Source organism: Pseudomonas sp. AL 58, assembly GCF_036348395.1.
Taxonomy (GTDB): Bacteria; Pseudomonadota; Gammaproteobacteria; order Pseudomonadales; family Pseudomonadaceae; genus Aquipseudomonas; species Aquipseudomonas defluvii.
Genome location: NZ_JAZBQR010000014.1, coordinates 108604 through 123021 on the forward strand (window position 1 = coordinate 108604; position 14418 = coordinate 123021).

A 14418-nucleotide genomic window follows, 5' to 3' on the forward strand; every position below is an offset into this window, starting at 1 on the left:
CCTTTAAATAAAGACATTTTAGTTATTAGCTTAAGGCGTTGCCGTGACGTGCCGGGGGGCTCTGGATCGCGGCCTGTGGATTTTTCTGCGGGTTCCCGGTGCAGGTGTTTTCCTGGCAACAGCCAATCAACAGTGTTGTTGGCTGGGCAATAGTTGCCACGCCGTCAGCGGGCTATGGGCGCTGGTCGCCCTGCTGGTTTTCTCTGGCCCGAGAGGCTTTGAGCCAGGCCTGGCAGCAACTGGTACAGCTCTTGCTCACCGCTGTCCCATACAGCCACGTTGCTGCTCAGCGCGCCGCAGAGCGCGCGCAACATACCGACGGCACGGATGCCGCGCGCCTTGCGCCAGAACGGGTTGCCCTGTCAGCCGCGCATTTATTATTGAGGCCTGTACCTATGAGCTTGGAGATTTTCTGGTTTCTACCCACCTCTGGTGACACCCGCTACCTGGGCAAGTCGTCGTCCGGTCGCCCGGCGACCAACGCCTACATGCGCCAGATTGCAGTGACCGCTGAAAGCCTGGGCTACGACGGTTTGTTGATTCCAACCGGCAGCAGTTGCCTGGACCCGTGGGTCACCGCTGCGAGCCTGGTGCCGGTGACCCAGCGGATCAAACTGCTGGTCGCATTGCGCACCTCGGTGAGCGGCCCGACGGTGGCGGCGCGGCAAGCCGCCACCCTCGACCAGGCGCTGAACGGCCGCCTGCTGCTCAATGTCGTACCCGGTGGCGATGCCACTGAGCTGGCGGCAGAGGGCGTCTACCTCGATCACGACCAGCGCTACGAAGCAGCAGACGAATTCCTCACCGTGTGGCGCCAACTGCTGGCCGGCAAGACCCTGGATTTCCAAGGCAAACACGTCAACGTCAAACAGGCTTCGAACGTCTTCCCGCCAGTACAGACACCCTATCCACCGTTGTACTTCGGTGGCTCCTCGGCAGCCGCCCATGAGCTGGCGGCCAAGCACGTGGATGCTTACCTGACCTGGGGCGAGCCGCCGGCTGCGGTGGCCGAAAAAATTGCTGATGTGCGTGAACGTGCGGCGAAATACGGGCGTACAGTGCGTTTTGGCGTGCGTCTGCATGTGATCGTGCGCGAGACCACCGAACAAGCCTGGGCTGCCGCCGAACGGCTGATCAGCCACCTGGACGACGACACCATTGCCAGCGCCCAGGCCAACTACGCCCGCATGGACTCCGAAGGCCAGCGACGCATGGCCGCCTTGCACGGCGGGCGGCGCGACAAACTGGAAGTCAGCCCGAACCTGTGGGCCGGGGTCGGCTTGGTGCGTGGCGGCGCGGGTACGGCATTGGTCGGCGACCCACAAACGGTTGCGGCGCGCTTGCAGGAGTACGCCGAACTGGGTGTCGACAGTTTCGTACTGTCGGGTTACCCGCATTTGGAAGAGTCGATTCGCTTTGCCGAGCTGGTGTTCCCGCTGTTGCCTGGGAAAAAGCCGGTGACGCTAGCAGACCAAGTACTGACGGGTGGCGCTTTCGACGCCCGTGCGACGGTAAAACCCGCGGTGAACGAGCCTGAGGTCCTGGCGTAATCCCAAACATGACGAGGGCCAAGGCGCAGGAGGCGGGCGGGGCGATCGACTATGCTCTGGTTGCATCCGCGGCGGGTGTGTTCCCGCCGGCCAAGGTCATCGTCAGGGGGCTACTCGATGAACAGGGGGGCCGATCGTTCGCTTCCACGTATCCCGCGAACGGTCTGGACGCTGGGTTTTGTCAGCCTGTTCATGGACCTGTCGTCCGAGCTGGTGCATAGCCTGTTACCACTGTATCTGGTAGGAGAGCTCGGCATCAGCATCCTGGCGGTAGGTATCATCGAAGGGGTGGCAGAAGCCACCGCCCTGATCGTGAAAGTGTTTTCCGGGGCGTTCAGCGACTTCATCGGGCGGCGCAAGGAATTGTTGTTGCTTGGCTATGGCCTCGCGGCCCTGACCAAGCCACTGTTCCCGCTGGCCAGTTCGGCAGGTGTGGTATTTACCGCACGTATTCTGGACCGGATCGGCAAAGGTATACGGGGGGCGCCACGCGACGCACTGGTCGCCGATGTGGCGCCCGCCGCCATTCGCGGTGCCTGCTTTGGCTTGCGCCAGGCGATGGACACCGTGGGTGCTTTTCTCGGGCCGCTGCTGGCCATTCTGCTGATGACCGTCTTTGCCGGTGCGATTTCGTCGGTACTGTGGTTTGCCGTGATTCCTGCAGCACTGGCCGTTGGGTTGTTACTGGTGGGGATCCGCGAGCCTGTCCATGAGGCGGGCGAGCGGCACTTCCGTGCGCCGTTGCGAATGGCCTCGTTGAAGCAGTTTTCCGCTGAGTACTGGTGGGTCGTAGCCATTGGTGCGGCGTTTTCACTGGCACGTTTCAGTGAGGCGTTTCTGATCCTGCGTGCGCAGCAGGCAGGTTTCGCGGCCACCTGGGTGCCTGTGGTCATGGTGGTGATGGCGGGTTTCTACATGGTGTCGGCATACCCGGTCGGTAAGTGGTCGGACCGAATGAGCCGCACGTCGCTGTTGTCCATGAGCCTGGTGTTGCTGATACTGGCGGACGTTGTTCTGGCGTACGCCCAAAGCGCCTGGGCGATGATGGTCGGCGTTGCGCTGTGGGGGCTGCACATGGGCTTTAGCCAGGGCACGCTGGCCACACTGGTCGCCGATACCACGCCCGCCGCTCTGAAAGGCACGGCATTCGGGGTGTTCAACCTGGTCAGTGGGCTGGCCTTGCTGCTGGCGAGTGTGATTGCCGGCTGGCTTTGGCAAGCCTATGGTGCGGCGATGGCGTTCTACGCCGGTGCCGTGTTTTCGGCGCTGTCATTGCTCCTGCTGTTGGGTAAAACGCGCGCTGACTGACCTGGCCCGTACCCGCGCTGTTGGTGCACAAGCACCTTAAGGAACCCTTAAGCACCGCTGAAAGCCTGTTCAGCTTCCATTAAGTAATGGCCGTTATCGTGAAGCCATCTTTTCCTCTGCCTGAGGGCTTCTCGATGAAAAAGGCTGTCTTTTCCCTTGCACTCGCGGGTGTCGCCGCTGCCCCAGCATTTGCTCACGCTCGGGAAGTCACCCTCACCAGCACCCTGCAATCCTATCGGGGCAACGGTGCCTATGTTGCCATTTACCTGACCGATGCCCAGGGCAAGTACGAACGGACCCTGTGGGTGGCCGGCAAGAAGGCCAAGTACTACAAGCACCTGCGTGACTGGGCCCGTGGTAGCGGCCTGAATGCTGCCGAATTCGACGGCGTCAGTGGCGCCAGCGTCGGCAGTGGTGAAACGCTGAAAGTGTCGGTGGACATTGCTGATGCATTGATCGACGCCGGCTATCAAATCCGCATCGATACCGCGGTGGAAGACAAGCGCGAAAACAGCGCCGAAGTCCAGGTGCCGCTGACCCGCGAAGGTTCAGGCAAGGCCACGTCGGGCAACGGTTACGTCGATAGCTTCCGTTACGATCTCTGATACCGGTGAGGTACAGGCTAATGCTGCGCAAACTTCATTCATGGCCAGGTGTGGCGCTGAGTGTGCTGGTCATGGTCGTCGCCCTGAGTGGTGTGACCCTGGCACTGCAACCGACACTCACGCGTCTGGATGTCGGCAGCCCGCTGCAGGGGGTCAGCGCCGCCGTCGTCGCCTCGCGGATCACCCAGCAGGTTGCCGGTGTCGAACTGATCGAGCGCGCGCCGTCAGGCGAAGTTCGGGTGACCGTCGATTCGAAGCACGGCGGCGACACCTTGCGTGTCGATCCGCGCACAGGAGCAGCGCTTGGCTCCTATGAGCCGGGTGCCTTCATGGCCTGGATGCGGGACTTGCACCGTTCGTTTTTCTCGGGCGATGTGGGGCGCGGCGTCAGTGGTGTCGTCGCCCTGGCGATGGCGCTGCTGTCACTGTCTGGTGTGGTGCTGTTGGCCCGAAAAATGGGCGGATGGCGCATGCTGCTGTCCCGATCAACGGGCGACCGTTCTCAGCGCTGGCACTCGGCCGCTGGCCGCCTGAGCCTGCCGGGGCTGATACTGCTGTCGGTGACAGGCCTGTACATGTCCGGTGTCACCTTTGGCCTGATCGACGATGGCATGGCGCTTGAGCCGGCCTATCCCAGCCAGGTTGCACAAGGCCCGCATGCGGCCGTTGCTGACCTCAAGGCACTCAAGGCGGTTGATATCGCTGACCTGCGTGAGCTGGAGTTTCCCAAGCCCAATGACAGCAACGGGGTCATCACCCTGAGAACTGCGTCTGGCGATGGCTACGTCGACCCGGCATCAGGCGAACTGCTGAATTATCGGGCCCACACGCTGACGCGTCAGGTGTATGAGACGGTCTATCAATTGCACACCGGCGAAGGCTACTGGTGGTTGAGCCTGCTGTGTGGTCTGTGTGTGTCGGCAGTGCCGTTGTTGGCCATTACCGGCACACTGATCTGGTGGCAACGGCGCAGGCTGACGCCGACACTGCGTGCCAACGTCGGCGCGCAACAGGCGGATACCGTGGTGTTGGTCGGCAGTCAGTCGGCGACCACCTGGGCATTCGCCAGTGCCGTGCATGATGCGCTGACGAACGCTGGCCATGCCGTGCATACCGCCACCATGAACAGCTTGCAACCGCGCTATCGCCAGGCCAAGCGCCTGCTGGTACTGACCTCGACCTACGGCGACGGCCACGCCCCGGACTCCGCCAGTGCGTTCATGGCGCGTCTGCAACAGGCACAGTTGGGCCCGGACCTGAGCGTTGCGGTGCTGGGCTTTGGTGACTCGCGTTTCAAACAGTTCTGCGCCTATGCCCACCGGGTACAGGATGCCTTGCAGGGCGCGGGTTGCTCGATGTTGCTGCCCTTGGCAACGGTTGACCGTGGCGATGCCGAGGCCTTCAGCCAGTGGGGCAGTGCCCTTGCCGAACAATTGGGGGTCGAATTGCTGCTGAAACCGGCACGCGTCTCGGTGCCGACACGCAGCCTCGAATTGATCGAGCGGGTGGTCTATGGCGAAACCGAGGCAACCAGTACCGCCGTCTTGCGTTTTGCACCGGTACCCGGCAGCGGTCGTAACCTGCTGTCCCGATTACTGGGCAAAGACCGCTTGCCAGCGTTCGAGCCCGGTGACTTGCTGGGTGTGGTACCGAGCCGCGGGGAAGAGGCGAGGTTCTACTCGATTGCCACCAGCCGTAGCGATGGGGTGGTGGAGATCTGTGTGCGCCGGCATGCGCAGGGGCTGTGCTCGGGATACCTGCATACGCTGCCGCTTGGCGGTCGCATCGAAGCGTTTGTTCAGCAACACCCGCATTTCCGCCCCAGTGCCGGGCAGGCTCCGGTCATTCTGGTGGGTGCGGGTACCGGGATCGGGCCTTTGGTAGGGTTTATCCGCAAGAACCACCGGGCGCGCCCGATCAACCTGTACTGGGGTGGGCGGTCGGCCACAACGGAGTTCCTCTATGAGGATGAACTGGGTACCTACCTGGAGGATGGACGGCTCCACCACTTGAGCACGGCGTTTTCTCGCGGTGCGGAGCGCGCTTATGTTCAAGACCGTATTCGCGCCGATGCGCTGAAGTTGCAGGCGCTCATCCAGAGCGGTGCGCAGGTGCTGGTCTGCGGTGGGCGTGAAATGGCAGAAAGCGTCAGGCAGGTGTTTGATGGGCTGTTGGCACCCCTTTGCCTGAACGTCGAAACCCTTAACGTACAGGGGCGATACCGTGAAGATGTGTTCTGAAGCGGCGGCGCTTGAGCGCTACAGCCTGAATGGCGAAACCATGGGAACTCGCTACAGCGCCGTCTTCTATGCGCCAGCGGGCCAGGACTTGGCGGTGTTGGGTGCGCAGTTGTTTCAGGCGGTCGATGCCGTGGACCAGCAGATGTCCACCTGGAAGCCCGACTCCGCTTTGATGCAGTTCAACGCCTTGCCGGTGGGGGCGTGGAGGGTGATTCCCGACGCCTTGCTGTGGGTCTTGTCGACTGCGCTGCGTATCGAGCATGAGTCACAGGGGGCCTTCGATATCGGCGTGGGCGACCTGGTCAACGCCTGGGGGTTTGGTGCGGGCGGCCAATCCGCCGAACTGCCGCTGGTGAAGGGTAGCCAGAAGCGAAACCGCGCCTCTGCGGCCCTTGAACTCGACTTCAGCGCTCAGCGTGTACGTAAACGCTTGCCCATTACCCTGGACTTGAACGGCATCGCCAAAGGCTTTGCTGTCGACCAACTGGCTCACTGCCTGGAACAGGCTGGCATCAGGCATTACCTGGTCGGCATCGATGGCGAGATGCGTGCCGCCGGGCACAAGCCCTCGGGCGAACCCTGGAACATCGCGATTGAAAAGCCGCTGCGTGGCCGTCGAGAGGTGCTGGGGGTCATGGAGCTCAGCGATGCCTCCATCGCCACCTCCGGTGACTACCGGCATTGGGTCGAGCGCGACGGCGTAGTGTATTCACACACCATGGACCCGGCCCGTGGCCGCGCACTCAGCTCGCCGCTGGCGGCGGTTTCGGTGGTTGCCACCAGCTGCATGTACGCGGATGCCTGGGCCACCGCGTTGATGGTGCTGGGCCCGGATAAAGGCGTTGCCTTGGCGCAGCAGCGGGGTATGGATGCGGTGTTTTTGCTGCGTGACGGCGATGGATTCAAGCAGATCGCTGTATTGGATGGCCAACTGCAATAGTTGGCACCTTGGTATTTACCCCCGCCAATACCGTCGTAGGCAAGTCACTTCACAGGGGGCTTGCCTGCGATATCCCGCGCCAAGACGCCCGCGCTTGGCGCTCTGAGTGAGCTTCAGAAATTTCCTACTCGGTTTGCTGAAACGGATGAGCGCGTATTGGCTTACTGTTGAATGAATAGGAAAAAGTACTGCGGCCTGTCCGACACGTTAACTGGATACCCCACTCACTGTCCTCTCACGGAGCGAGAAATGATTGTTCGACTGATTACAGGCGACCTCTGCGGATTCACGACAAAGCCTGGGACAGGCGTTGCGCCTGCGCGTTTGTCCTCTAAACGTCCTATGGCTCTGTAGGAAACATCTATGGCCACCTTCATTCTTCTTCCCGACCTGCTCTCGCGGTCGAACACGGTCGTCAGCTTTTCCGGTACAGCAGGTAAGCACTATGAGTAGCGTTCATGACCAGGCCATGCAGTATGTCTATCGACAAGTCCTTCAGCGGCTGATGGAGCGCTTTTCCCCGGCTCAGCGCGCTTCATTGCAACTGTTGATCCAGCGCGTGATCGTCGCCGCGGGCGGCTATGAGCGGGTCGGTAGCTTCAAAGTGATGTATGCCCATGGGGGTGGCAAAGACAGTGTTCATGCCCTGGCATTTCTGCGGGCTGCGCAATTGAGCATTGCGGCTCGCGCTCACGCGACCTTCAACCTGCGAATTGCCACCGCCCGGCATGCGGGCATAACCGCTGACGTCATTGCGAACATCGAGCGTGGTTACTCGGCACTGTTTGTCCAGGATGATCCGCGTGTTGAAGTGCTGGTGCTCGATGATGGTGTCATGCAGCCGTTCGACAGTGCTCAGCTCTCGTCGCCGAACCAGCGTCAGGCAGACCGCAACGATCTGTTGTTGGCCGGGCATCTGGCGTGCGGGGTGGCTTGCCCCCCATTCTGTGGGTGCTGTTACGCGGGCCTGGCCGACCTGTACCGGCATGCAATGGCATGGGACGGCGGTGTGGATGCGGTCATCAGCGCCGACCCCTTGCCTGAGCGCAAGCGCTACCTGGCCTGGGGGCGGCGCAAGCTGAGGCGAGCGGGTGTTGGCCTCAGTGCCCAGGTTGCGACATTTCCCCGGGCGATGATCGACGCGCTGAGCGCGGTGCGGCGTCAACACCTGCAACGGTTGCTGGGCCTGCCGCTGCAAACCCAGTACTTCTCCGGCAATCAACGTCCTTTGCGGTTCATTGCGATCGATGATCTGGTTCACCAGCCGTTTGACGCGGAGTGTGAGGTGTTAAGCGCGTTTCTTGGTTTCCAGTGCAGTGAGCATTCGTGCGTGCTCAGCGAGTCGGATTGCGTCACGCCACTGCTGAGCGCGCACCTGTGGGGCCTTCGACGCGAGCATGTGCACGGGCAGTGCTACGCGGACGGCGTGAGCGATTACCTCAAGCGAGCCGGTATTCGGATGCAGCGCAAGCAGATGTCGCCGCTCCTGCAGCGCGAGGTCCTGGCTGCGTGGCAGGGCGCCGATCAGTTGGCACAGCGTCGCCAGCAGGCCGCTGATCTTGCCACTCAGGCCTATGGCTTGAGTGAGGCTCAGTTGATCTGTCTGCTGTTTGCGCCCTTTATCGAAGGCGGCAAGCGGCTGGAGGCGTTTTTGCGCCAGTGTCACCCGGGTATGCTGGTTGCGTTGCCCTACATGCACAAGGCGCTGCGTGAGCAGCGGGCACCGGAGCCGGTTGTTCAGTGGCTGGTGAATATCAGTGGCTTGCCGCTGTCGACCTTGCAGACGTTGTACTGGCTTGAAGCCGAGACGTTGAGTAAAACGCTCTGTCACCCGGTAAGCGATCTGTCGCCTGGCAGGGCCATGGCAAGCCGCTGATCACGGGAAGTTGCCAAGAGAGCTGATCTGTATGTATAACCAGTGCCTGGACATTCTGGTTGCCTGCCTGCTGTGATCGCTCACCCTGTTTCTGATCCGTTTTACTACCTCCACAACTTCCAGCAGGTACTGGACTGGTTGCTGCTGCGTTATGCCGATCTGCTCTCGGAGCAGGAGCATGATTTCATTCACCAGTTCGGCCAACAACCGCAGGCCGCCCGGGCGATGCTGGTGCGCATGGTGATGCGCAAGGGGCAGTTGTTCCGCGAAAGCAAGTTGGAATACGCCGAAATCGGCCCGTCAGCCGAGGCCCTGGCGCCGTTGATGGCCCTGGCGTGGGTCGACGATGATGCCGTGCTGAGCCTGGAACAGCTTTTCCAGATGCTGCGCAAGGATGAAATCGTTGACTGTTTCGCCACGGCATTGACGCGCCCGCGTGCGGCCAAACCCGAGCTTTTTGAACAACTGGCACCTCTGTACCCAGAGCCACGTCGTTTGTCCGAGTGGTATCCGGGGTTTGCCGAGGTTGTCTACGCGTGGCGCTTGCAAGCCCTGTGCGACCGCTTGCGCCTGCTGTTCTTTGGCAATCTGCACCAGGACTGGTCCGAATTCGTATTGGCTGACCTTGGCGTACTGCGCTACGAGCAAGTGGCGTTCAGTGCCGATTCCCGGGCGATGCGTGAGCGCAACGATGTCGAGGTCGCCTTGGCCCTGCACGAGTGTGCCGAGCAACTGGCTGCGGGGGTTGCTGTCGAGCAGGTACTGGCGCGTGCCGAGTGCCTGCACAGCCTTAACCCCTGGCTGGAACGCCGTCGCGCTCGTTTGCTGTTCCACCTGGGCCAGCAGTGTGAGCGCGACGGTAACTGGGCGCTGGCCCAGCAGATCTATCCGCTCAGTGCGCACCCGCAGGCGCCATTGCGCCACATACGGGTGTTGGAGCGCGACGAACAGTGGGCGGCCGCGCTGAATCTGGCCGAGGCGGTCAGTGAGCAGCCGCTCAATGCACTGCAAGCGCAGGCGTTGAACCGCGTACTGCCGCGCCTGCGGCGCAAGTTGGGTGGGCCCGCGCAGCCGAGGCGCAGCGCACCTGACGTACACCGGGTCGACCTCTGCCTGCCTCGCGAGCATTCGACGCTGGGTGTCGAGCGGGCAGTCCAGCAGCACCTGGAGGAAGAGGGCGGTCAGGTGTTCTACGTCGAGAACTGCCTGTTCAATGGCCTGTTCGGCCTGCTTTGCTGGGACGCGATTTTCGCGCCGCTGCCGGGTGCGTTCTTCCACCCTTTCCAACGTGGCCCTCAGGACCTTCATGATCCCGGTTTCCACGCACGTCGTGAGGCGCTGTTTGGCGATTGCCTGGCGCAGTTGGAAGACGGTCGCTATCACCAGACGATTCGCGCCAACCATGCGGCGAAGCGCGGCTTGCAGTCGCCTTTCGTGGTGTGGGAGGTGCTTGACGAAACGCTGTTGGAGCAGGCCTTGGCGTGCCTTCCCGCTGAGCATCTGTCCGCGTGTTTCCGGCGCTTGCTGGAAGATATCAAACATAACCGCGCCGGCATGCCAGACCTGATTCAACTGTGGCCCGAGGCGCGGCGTTACCGAATGATCGAGGTCAAGGGGCCTGGCGACCGTCTGCAGGACAACCAGCTGCGCTGGATAGCGTTCTGCAGTGAGCATGGCCTGCCGGTCGAGGTCTGCCATGTGCAATGGACGCCGCAGGCGTCATGAGCTACGTAGTCGCGGTGCGTGCCCTCTGCGAATTCACCGCAAAACAGGGCGATCTTGACCTGCGCTTCACCCCGTCGCCCACGGCGCAGGAAGGGATGGCCGGGCATCGCCGGGTGGTTGCTCGGCGCGGGCCCGACTATGAAGCAGAAGTCACCCTGGAGGGCTGTTACGAGCAACTGCGCGTGCGCGGCCGCGCCGACGGTTACGCGCCATCAGCCAACCGCCTGGAGGAAATCAAGACCTACCGAGGCGACCTTGCCAGCCAACCGCATAACCACCGCGAGCTGCACTGGGCGCAGGCGCGCATTTATGGCTGGCTGCTGTGCAGCGCGCGGCAACTGACCGACATTCACCTGGCGCTGGTCTACCTTGATGTCGACAGTGACCGCGAGACGCGTATCGAGCAGCACTACCAGGCCGAGGCATTGGAGCAGTACTTCAAGCAGCAATGTGCGGTGTTTCTGGGTTGGGCGATCCCGCAGATGCAGCGCCTGAGCGAGCGTAACAGCGGGTTGCAGGCATTGAGCTTTCCCTATGCGCAGATGCGTAGCGGCCAGCGCGATCTGGCCGAAACGGTGTACAAGGCGGTCAGCACCGGTCGTTGTCTGATGGCCCAGGCCACAACGGGTATCGGCAAGACCCTGGGCACGTTGTTCCCGATGCTCAAGGCTGTCGTGCCGCAACAGCTGGACAAAGTGCTGTTCCTGACCGCCAAGACGCCGGGCCGGGCTTTGGCGCTGGAGGCGGTGCGCCAGGTCATGACCAGTGCCCCGACGTTGGCGCTGCGCAGCCTTGAGCTGGTGGCCAGGGACAAGGCCTGCGAGTATCCGCAGAACGCCTGCCATGGCGAATCCTGCCCGTTGGCCAAGGGCTTTTATGACCGATTGCCGGCGGCTCGCCAGGCGGCCCGGGAAGTCGCCTTGCTGGATAAAGCCGCGTTGCGCGAGGTGGCGCTGACGCATCAGGTCTGTCCCTACTACTTGAGCCAGGAGATGGCGCGCTGGGTCGATGTGGTGGTCGCCGATTACAACTATTACTTTGATCAGAGCGCCTTGTTGTACGGCCTGGCCCAGGTCAACCAATGGCGGGTGGCGGTGTTGGTGGACGAGGCGCACAACCTGGTCGAGCGCGCCCGTCAGATGTACAGCGCGAGCCTCGATCAGTGGTTGTTGCAGAGCCTGCGTCGCAGCAAGCCTGTCGGCATGAGCAGTGCCCTGCAGCAACTCAATCGTCAATGGAATGCCCTGCACAATGACCAGGTTGCGCCCTACAGGGCCAGTGCCGAGTTACCGACGGCCTTTCTCAAGGCCTTGCAGCGCTGTCTGACGCTGATTCAGGAACTGATGAATCAGGCCCCGTCGGGGCTGGACCCCGCATTGATGGACTTCTATTTCCGTGCGCTGCAGTTCAGCCGCTTGAGCGAGGTCTTTGATGGGAACTTCCTGTTCGACATCAGTAAGCGCGAGGCACAGGGGCGGCGCAGCCTGTCCACCCTGTGCCTGCGCAACGTGCTGCCGGCAGCATTGATCGCGCCGAAAATGGCGGCGGCGCGCAGCGTTGTGCTGTTTTCCGCCACCCTCGGCCCCCGGCAGTTCTATGCCGACCTGCTGGGGATGCCAGGCGACACTGCCTGGCTGGAAGTGGCATCGCCCTTTGTCGCAGAGCAGTTGCAGGTGCGCGTGGTGAGCAATGTGTCGACGCGCTACCAGCACCGTCAGGCGTCTATTGCGCCTATCAGCGAGCTGATTGCCGAGCAGTACGTCCGGCAACCAGGCAACTACCTGGCGTTTTTCAGCAGCTTCGAGTACCTGCAGCAGGTGGCTGAAATGCTGGCAACGCGGTACCCGGCCATTCCCCAATGGCGTCAGTCACAAGGGATGGCGGAGGAGGCACGCCAGGCGTTTCTCGAACGCTTTGTCGAAGGTGGGCAAGGGGTTGGTTTCGCGGTGTTGGGCGGGGCGTTCGCCGAAGGGGTCGATCTACCGGGAACCCGCCTGATCGGCGCATTCGTCGCCACCTTGGGCCTGCCACAAGTCAACCCGGTCAACGAGCAGATCAAGCAGCGCATGGCCGAGCGGTTTGGCGCGGGCTTCGATTACACCTACCTGTACCCAGGCGTGCGCAAGGTTATCCAGGCCGCAGGGCGCGTCATTCGTGGCCCGCAGGACCGTGGGGTGGTCATGCTGATTGATGATCGATTCGCCGAGCAGAAGGTACAGCAGATGTTTCCAGGCTGGTGGGCACCGCAAAAAAAATAGTCGTCAGGGCAGGGAGCTTCCTCGTCGCCTTAAGGTCAAACTGCCAGTAAACTGTGTCCTTTCATTACCCTGAACACCCATTCTTGAGGTTTTGCATGAAGCTCAGTCCCCTGGCGGGCAAACCGGCACCTGCGTCGATCCTGGTCGATATCCCTCGACTGCTGACCGCCTATTACTCTGGCCGGCCGGACGCCGGCATCGCCACCCAACGCGTGGCGTTTGGTACCTCCGGGCATCGCGGCAGTTCGCTGGAGTTGAGTTTCAACGAAGACCACGTACTGGCTATCAGCCAGGCCATCTGCCTGTATCGCAAGGTCAAAGGCATCGATGGTCCGCTGTTCGTCGGCATCGACACCCATGCACTGTCCACCCCGGCAGCGGCTACCGCACTGCAGGTACTGGCGGCCAATGGCGTCGAAGTGATGCTGGCCAAGGACGATGAGTACACGCCAACGCCAGCAGTGTCCCACGCGATTCTCTGTTACAACCGTGGTCGCAGCCGCGGGCTGGCCGATGGTGTGGTCATCACGCCGTCGCACAACCCACCACAGAGTGGCGGTTTCAAGTACAACCCGCCCAATGGCGGCCCGGCTGACAGCGACGTCACCAAGTGGATCGAGGCCAAGGCCAACGAACTGCTGGCCGATGGCCTGAAAGACGTGAAACGCATGGACTACGAGCAGGCGCTCAAGGCCAGCACGACCCATCGCCATGACTACCTGGGCAACTACGTCAGCGATCTGATCAATGTGATTGATTTCGATGCTATTCGTGGTGCCAACCTGCGCCTGGGCGTTGACCCGCTGGGCGGTGCCGGTGTGCGCTACTGGTCGGCCATTGCCGATCACTATCGCCTGAACCTGGAGGTGGTCAACACTGAGGTCGACCCGACCTTCCGTTTCATGAGCGTGGACTGGGACGGCCAGATCCGCATGGACCCGTCCTCGCCTTATGCCATGCAGGGCCTGATCGGTCTGCGTGAGCGTTTTGACGTTGCCTTTGCCTGCGATCCCGACCATGACCGCCACGGCATCGTCACGCCGAACGGCCTGCTGGCACCGAACAACTACCTGGCGGTTGCCATTGACTACCTGTTCCAGAACCGTCCGCAGTGGCGCGCCGATGCAGCCGTCGGCAAGACGGTGGTCAGCAGCGGCCTGATTGACCGGGTGACGGCACGTTTGGGGCGTCGCCTCTACGAAGTACCGGTGGGTTTCAAGTTCTTCGCCGAAGGGTTGTTCGACGGTTCACTCGGTTTTGGTGGCGAAGAGAGTGCAGGCGCTTCGTTCCTGCGCAAGGATGGCAGTGTCTGGGCCACCGACAAGGACGGCCTGATCCCGGCGTTGCTGGCGGCGGAAATCACTGCACGTACCGGGCGTAACCCGAGTCAGGCCTATGCGGCACTGACTGCCGAGCTGGGTGAGCCATTCGCAACGCGTGTCGAGGCCAAGGCCAACCCGCAACAGAAAGCCTTGTTGAGCAAACTGGCGCCGGAGCAGGTGAAGTCCACTGAGCTGGCCGGTGAGCCGATTCAGCAGATCCTCAGCCATGCCCCAGGCAATGGCCAGGCCATTGGCGGTTTGAAAGTGATGACCGCCAACGGCTGGTTTGCGGCGCGTCCGTCGGGTACCGAGGACATCTACAAGATCTACGCCGAAAGCTTTATCGATGATGCGCATTTGCAGCGCCTGGTAAGCGAAGCCCAGGAATTGGTCGACAACGCCATTTCTTGATCATCGGTCGCGCACAAGCCCCGCGCCTACAGCTTGCGCGGGCCCTGTTGGAGCAGGCTTGCCTGCGATAGCGTCGGTGCGGTATCCGTGAGTTCGCGGCGCCTGTATCGCGGGCAAGACCCGCTCCTACAGGTTACGCGGGCTCTGTTGGAGCTGGCTTGCCTGCGATGGCGTCGGTGGGGT

General features: G+C 62.0%; 9 protein-coding genes. All 9 read left to right on the forward strand.

The genetic code is table 11. From position 1 onward, the window contains the following. The first annotated feature begins 395 nt into the window (after nucleotides 1-395). The 9 genes from ssuD to pgm all read left to right on the forward strand — a co-directional run bounded on the left by ssuD (nucleotide 396) and on the right by pgm (nucleotide 14235). Nucleotides 396-1550, forward strand: coding sequence for an FMNH2-dependent alkanesulfonate monooxygenase (gene ssuD / locus UIA24_RS16525; protein ID WP_330523344.1), 1155 nt, complete (start codon nucleotides 396-398; stop codon nucleotides 1548-1550). A gap of 117 nt (nucleotides 1551-1667) precedes the next feature. Next, nucleotides 1668-2858: an MFS transporter gene (locus tag UIA24_RS16530; protein WP_330523346.1), complete on the forward strand. Its 1191-nt coding sequence runs from the start codon at nucleotides 1668-1670 to the stop codon at nucleotides 2856-2858. A gap of 134 nt (nucleotides 2859-2992) precedes the next feature. After that, nucleotides 2993-3463, forward strand: a complete 471-nt coding sequence (locus UIA24_RS16535) for a DUF2271 domain-containing protein (protein WP_065757613.1) — start codon at nucleotides 2993-2995, stop codon at nucleotides 3461-3463. Nucleotides 3464-3483: 20 nt separating this feature from the next. Further along, entirely contained in the window at nucleotides 3484-5703 is a 2220-nt protein-coding gene (locus UIA24_RS16540; RefSeq protein ID WP_330523348.1) for a PepSY-associated TM helix domain-containing protein, read from the forward strand. After that, nucleotides 5693-6643 (forward strand): FAD:protein FMN transferase, encoded by a 951-nt coding sequence (locus UIA24_RS16545; RefSeq protein WP_099775001.1) that lies wholly within the window; start codon nucleotides 5693-5695, stop codon nucleotides 6641-6643. Before UIA24_RS16540 ends, UIA24_RS16545 begins: the two co-directional genes overlap by 11 nt. Nucleotides 6644-7088: 445 nt before the next feature. Beyond that, nucleotides 7089-8519 carry a hypothetical protein gene (locus UIA24_RS16550; RefSeq protein WP_330523349.1) on the forward strand — a complete coding sequence of 477 codons (1431 nt, stop codon included), beginning with the start codon at nucleotides 7089-7091 and terminating at the stop codon, nucleotides 8517-8519. A 72-nt stretch (nucleotides 8520-8591) separates the two neighbouring features. Further along, nucleotides 8592-10244: a VRR-NUC domain-containing protein gene (locus UIA24_RS16555; RefSeq protein ID WP_330523350.1), complete on the forward strand. Its 1653-nt coding sequence runs from the start codon at nucleotides 8592-8594 to the stop codon at nucleotides 10242-10244. After that, the gene (locus tag UIA24_RS16560; RefSeq protein ID WP_330523351.1) at nucleotides 10241-12502 is read left to right on the forward strand and encodes an ATP-dependent DNA helicase; all 2262 of its coding nucleotides are present in this window, start codon (nucleotides 10241-10243) and stop codon (nucleotides 12500-12502) included. Before UIA24_RS16555 ends, UIA24_RS16560 begins: the two co-directional genes overlap by 4 nt. A gap of 95 nt (nucleotides 12503-12597) precedes the next feature. Then, nucleotides 12598-14235, forward strand: coding sequence for a phosphoglucomutase (alpha-D-glucose-1,6-bisphosphate-dependent) (gene pgm / locus UIA24_RS16565; RefSeq protein WP_065757608.1), 1638 nt, complete (start codon nucleotides 12598-12600; stop codon nucleotides 14233-14235). The last annotated feature ends 183 nt before the right edge of the window (nucleotides 14236-14418 follow it).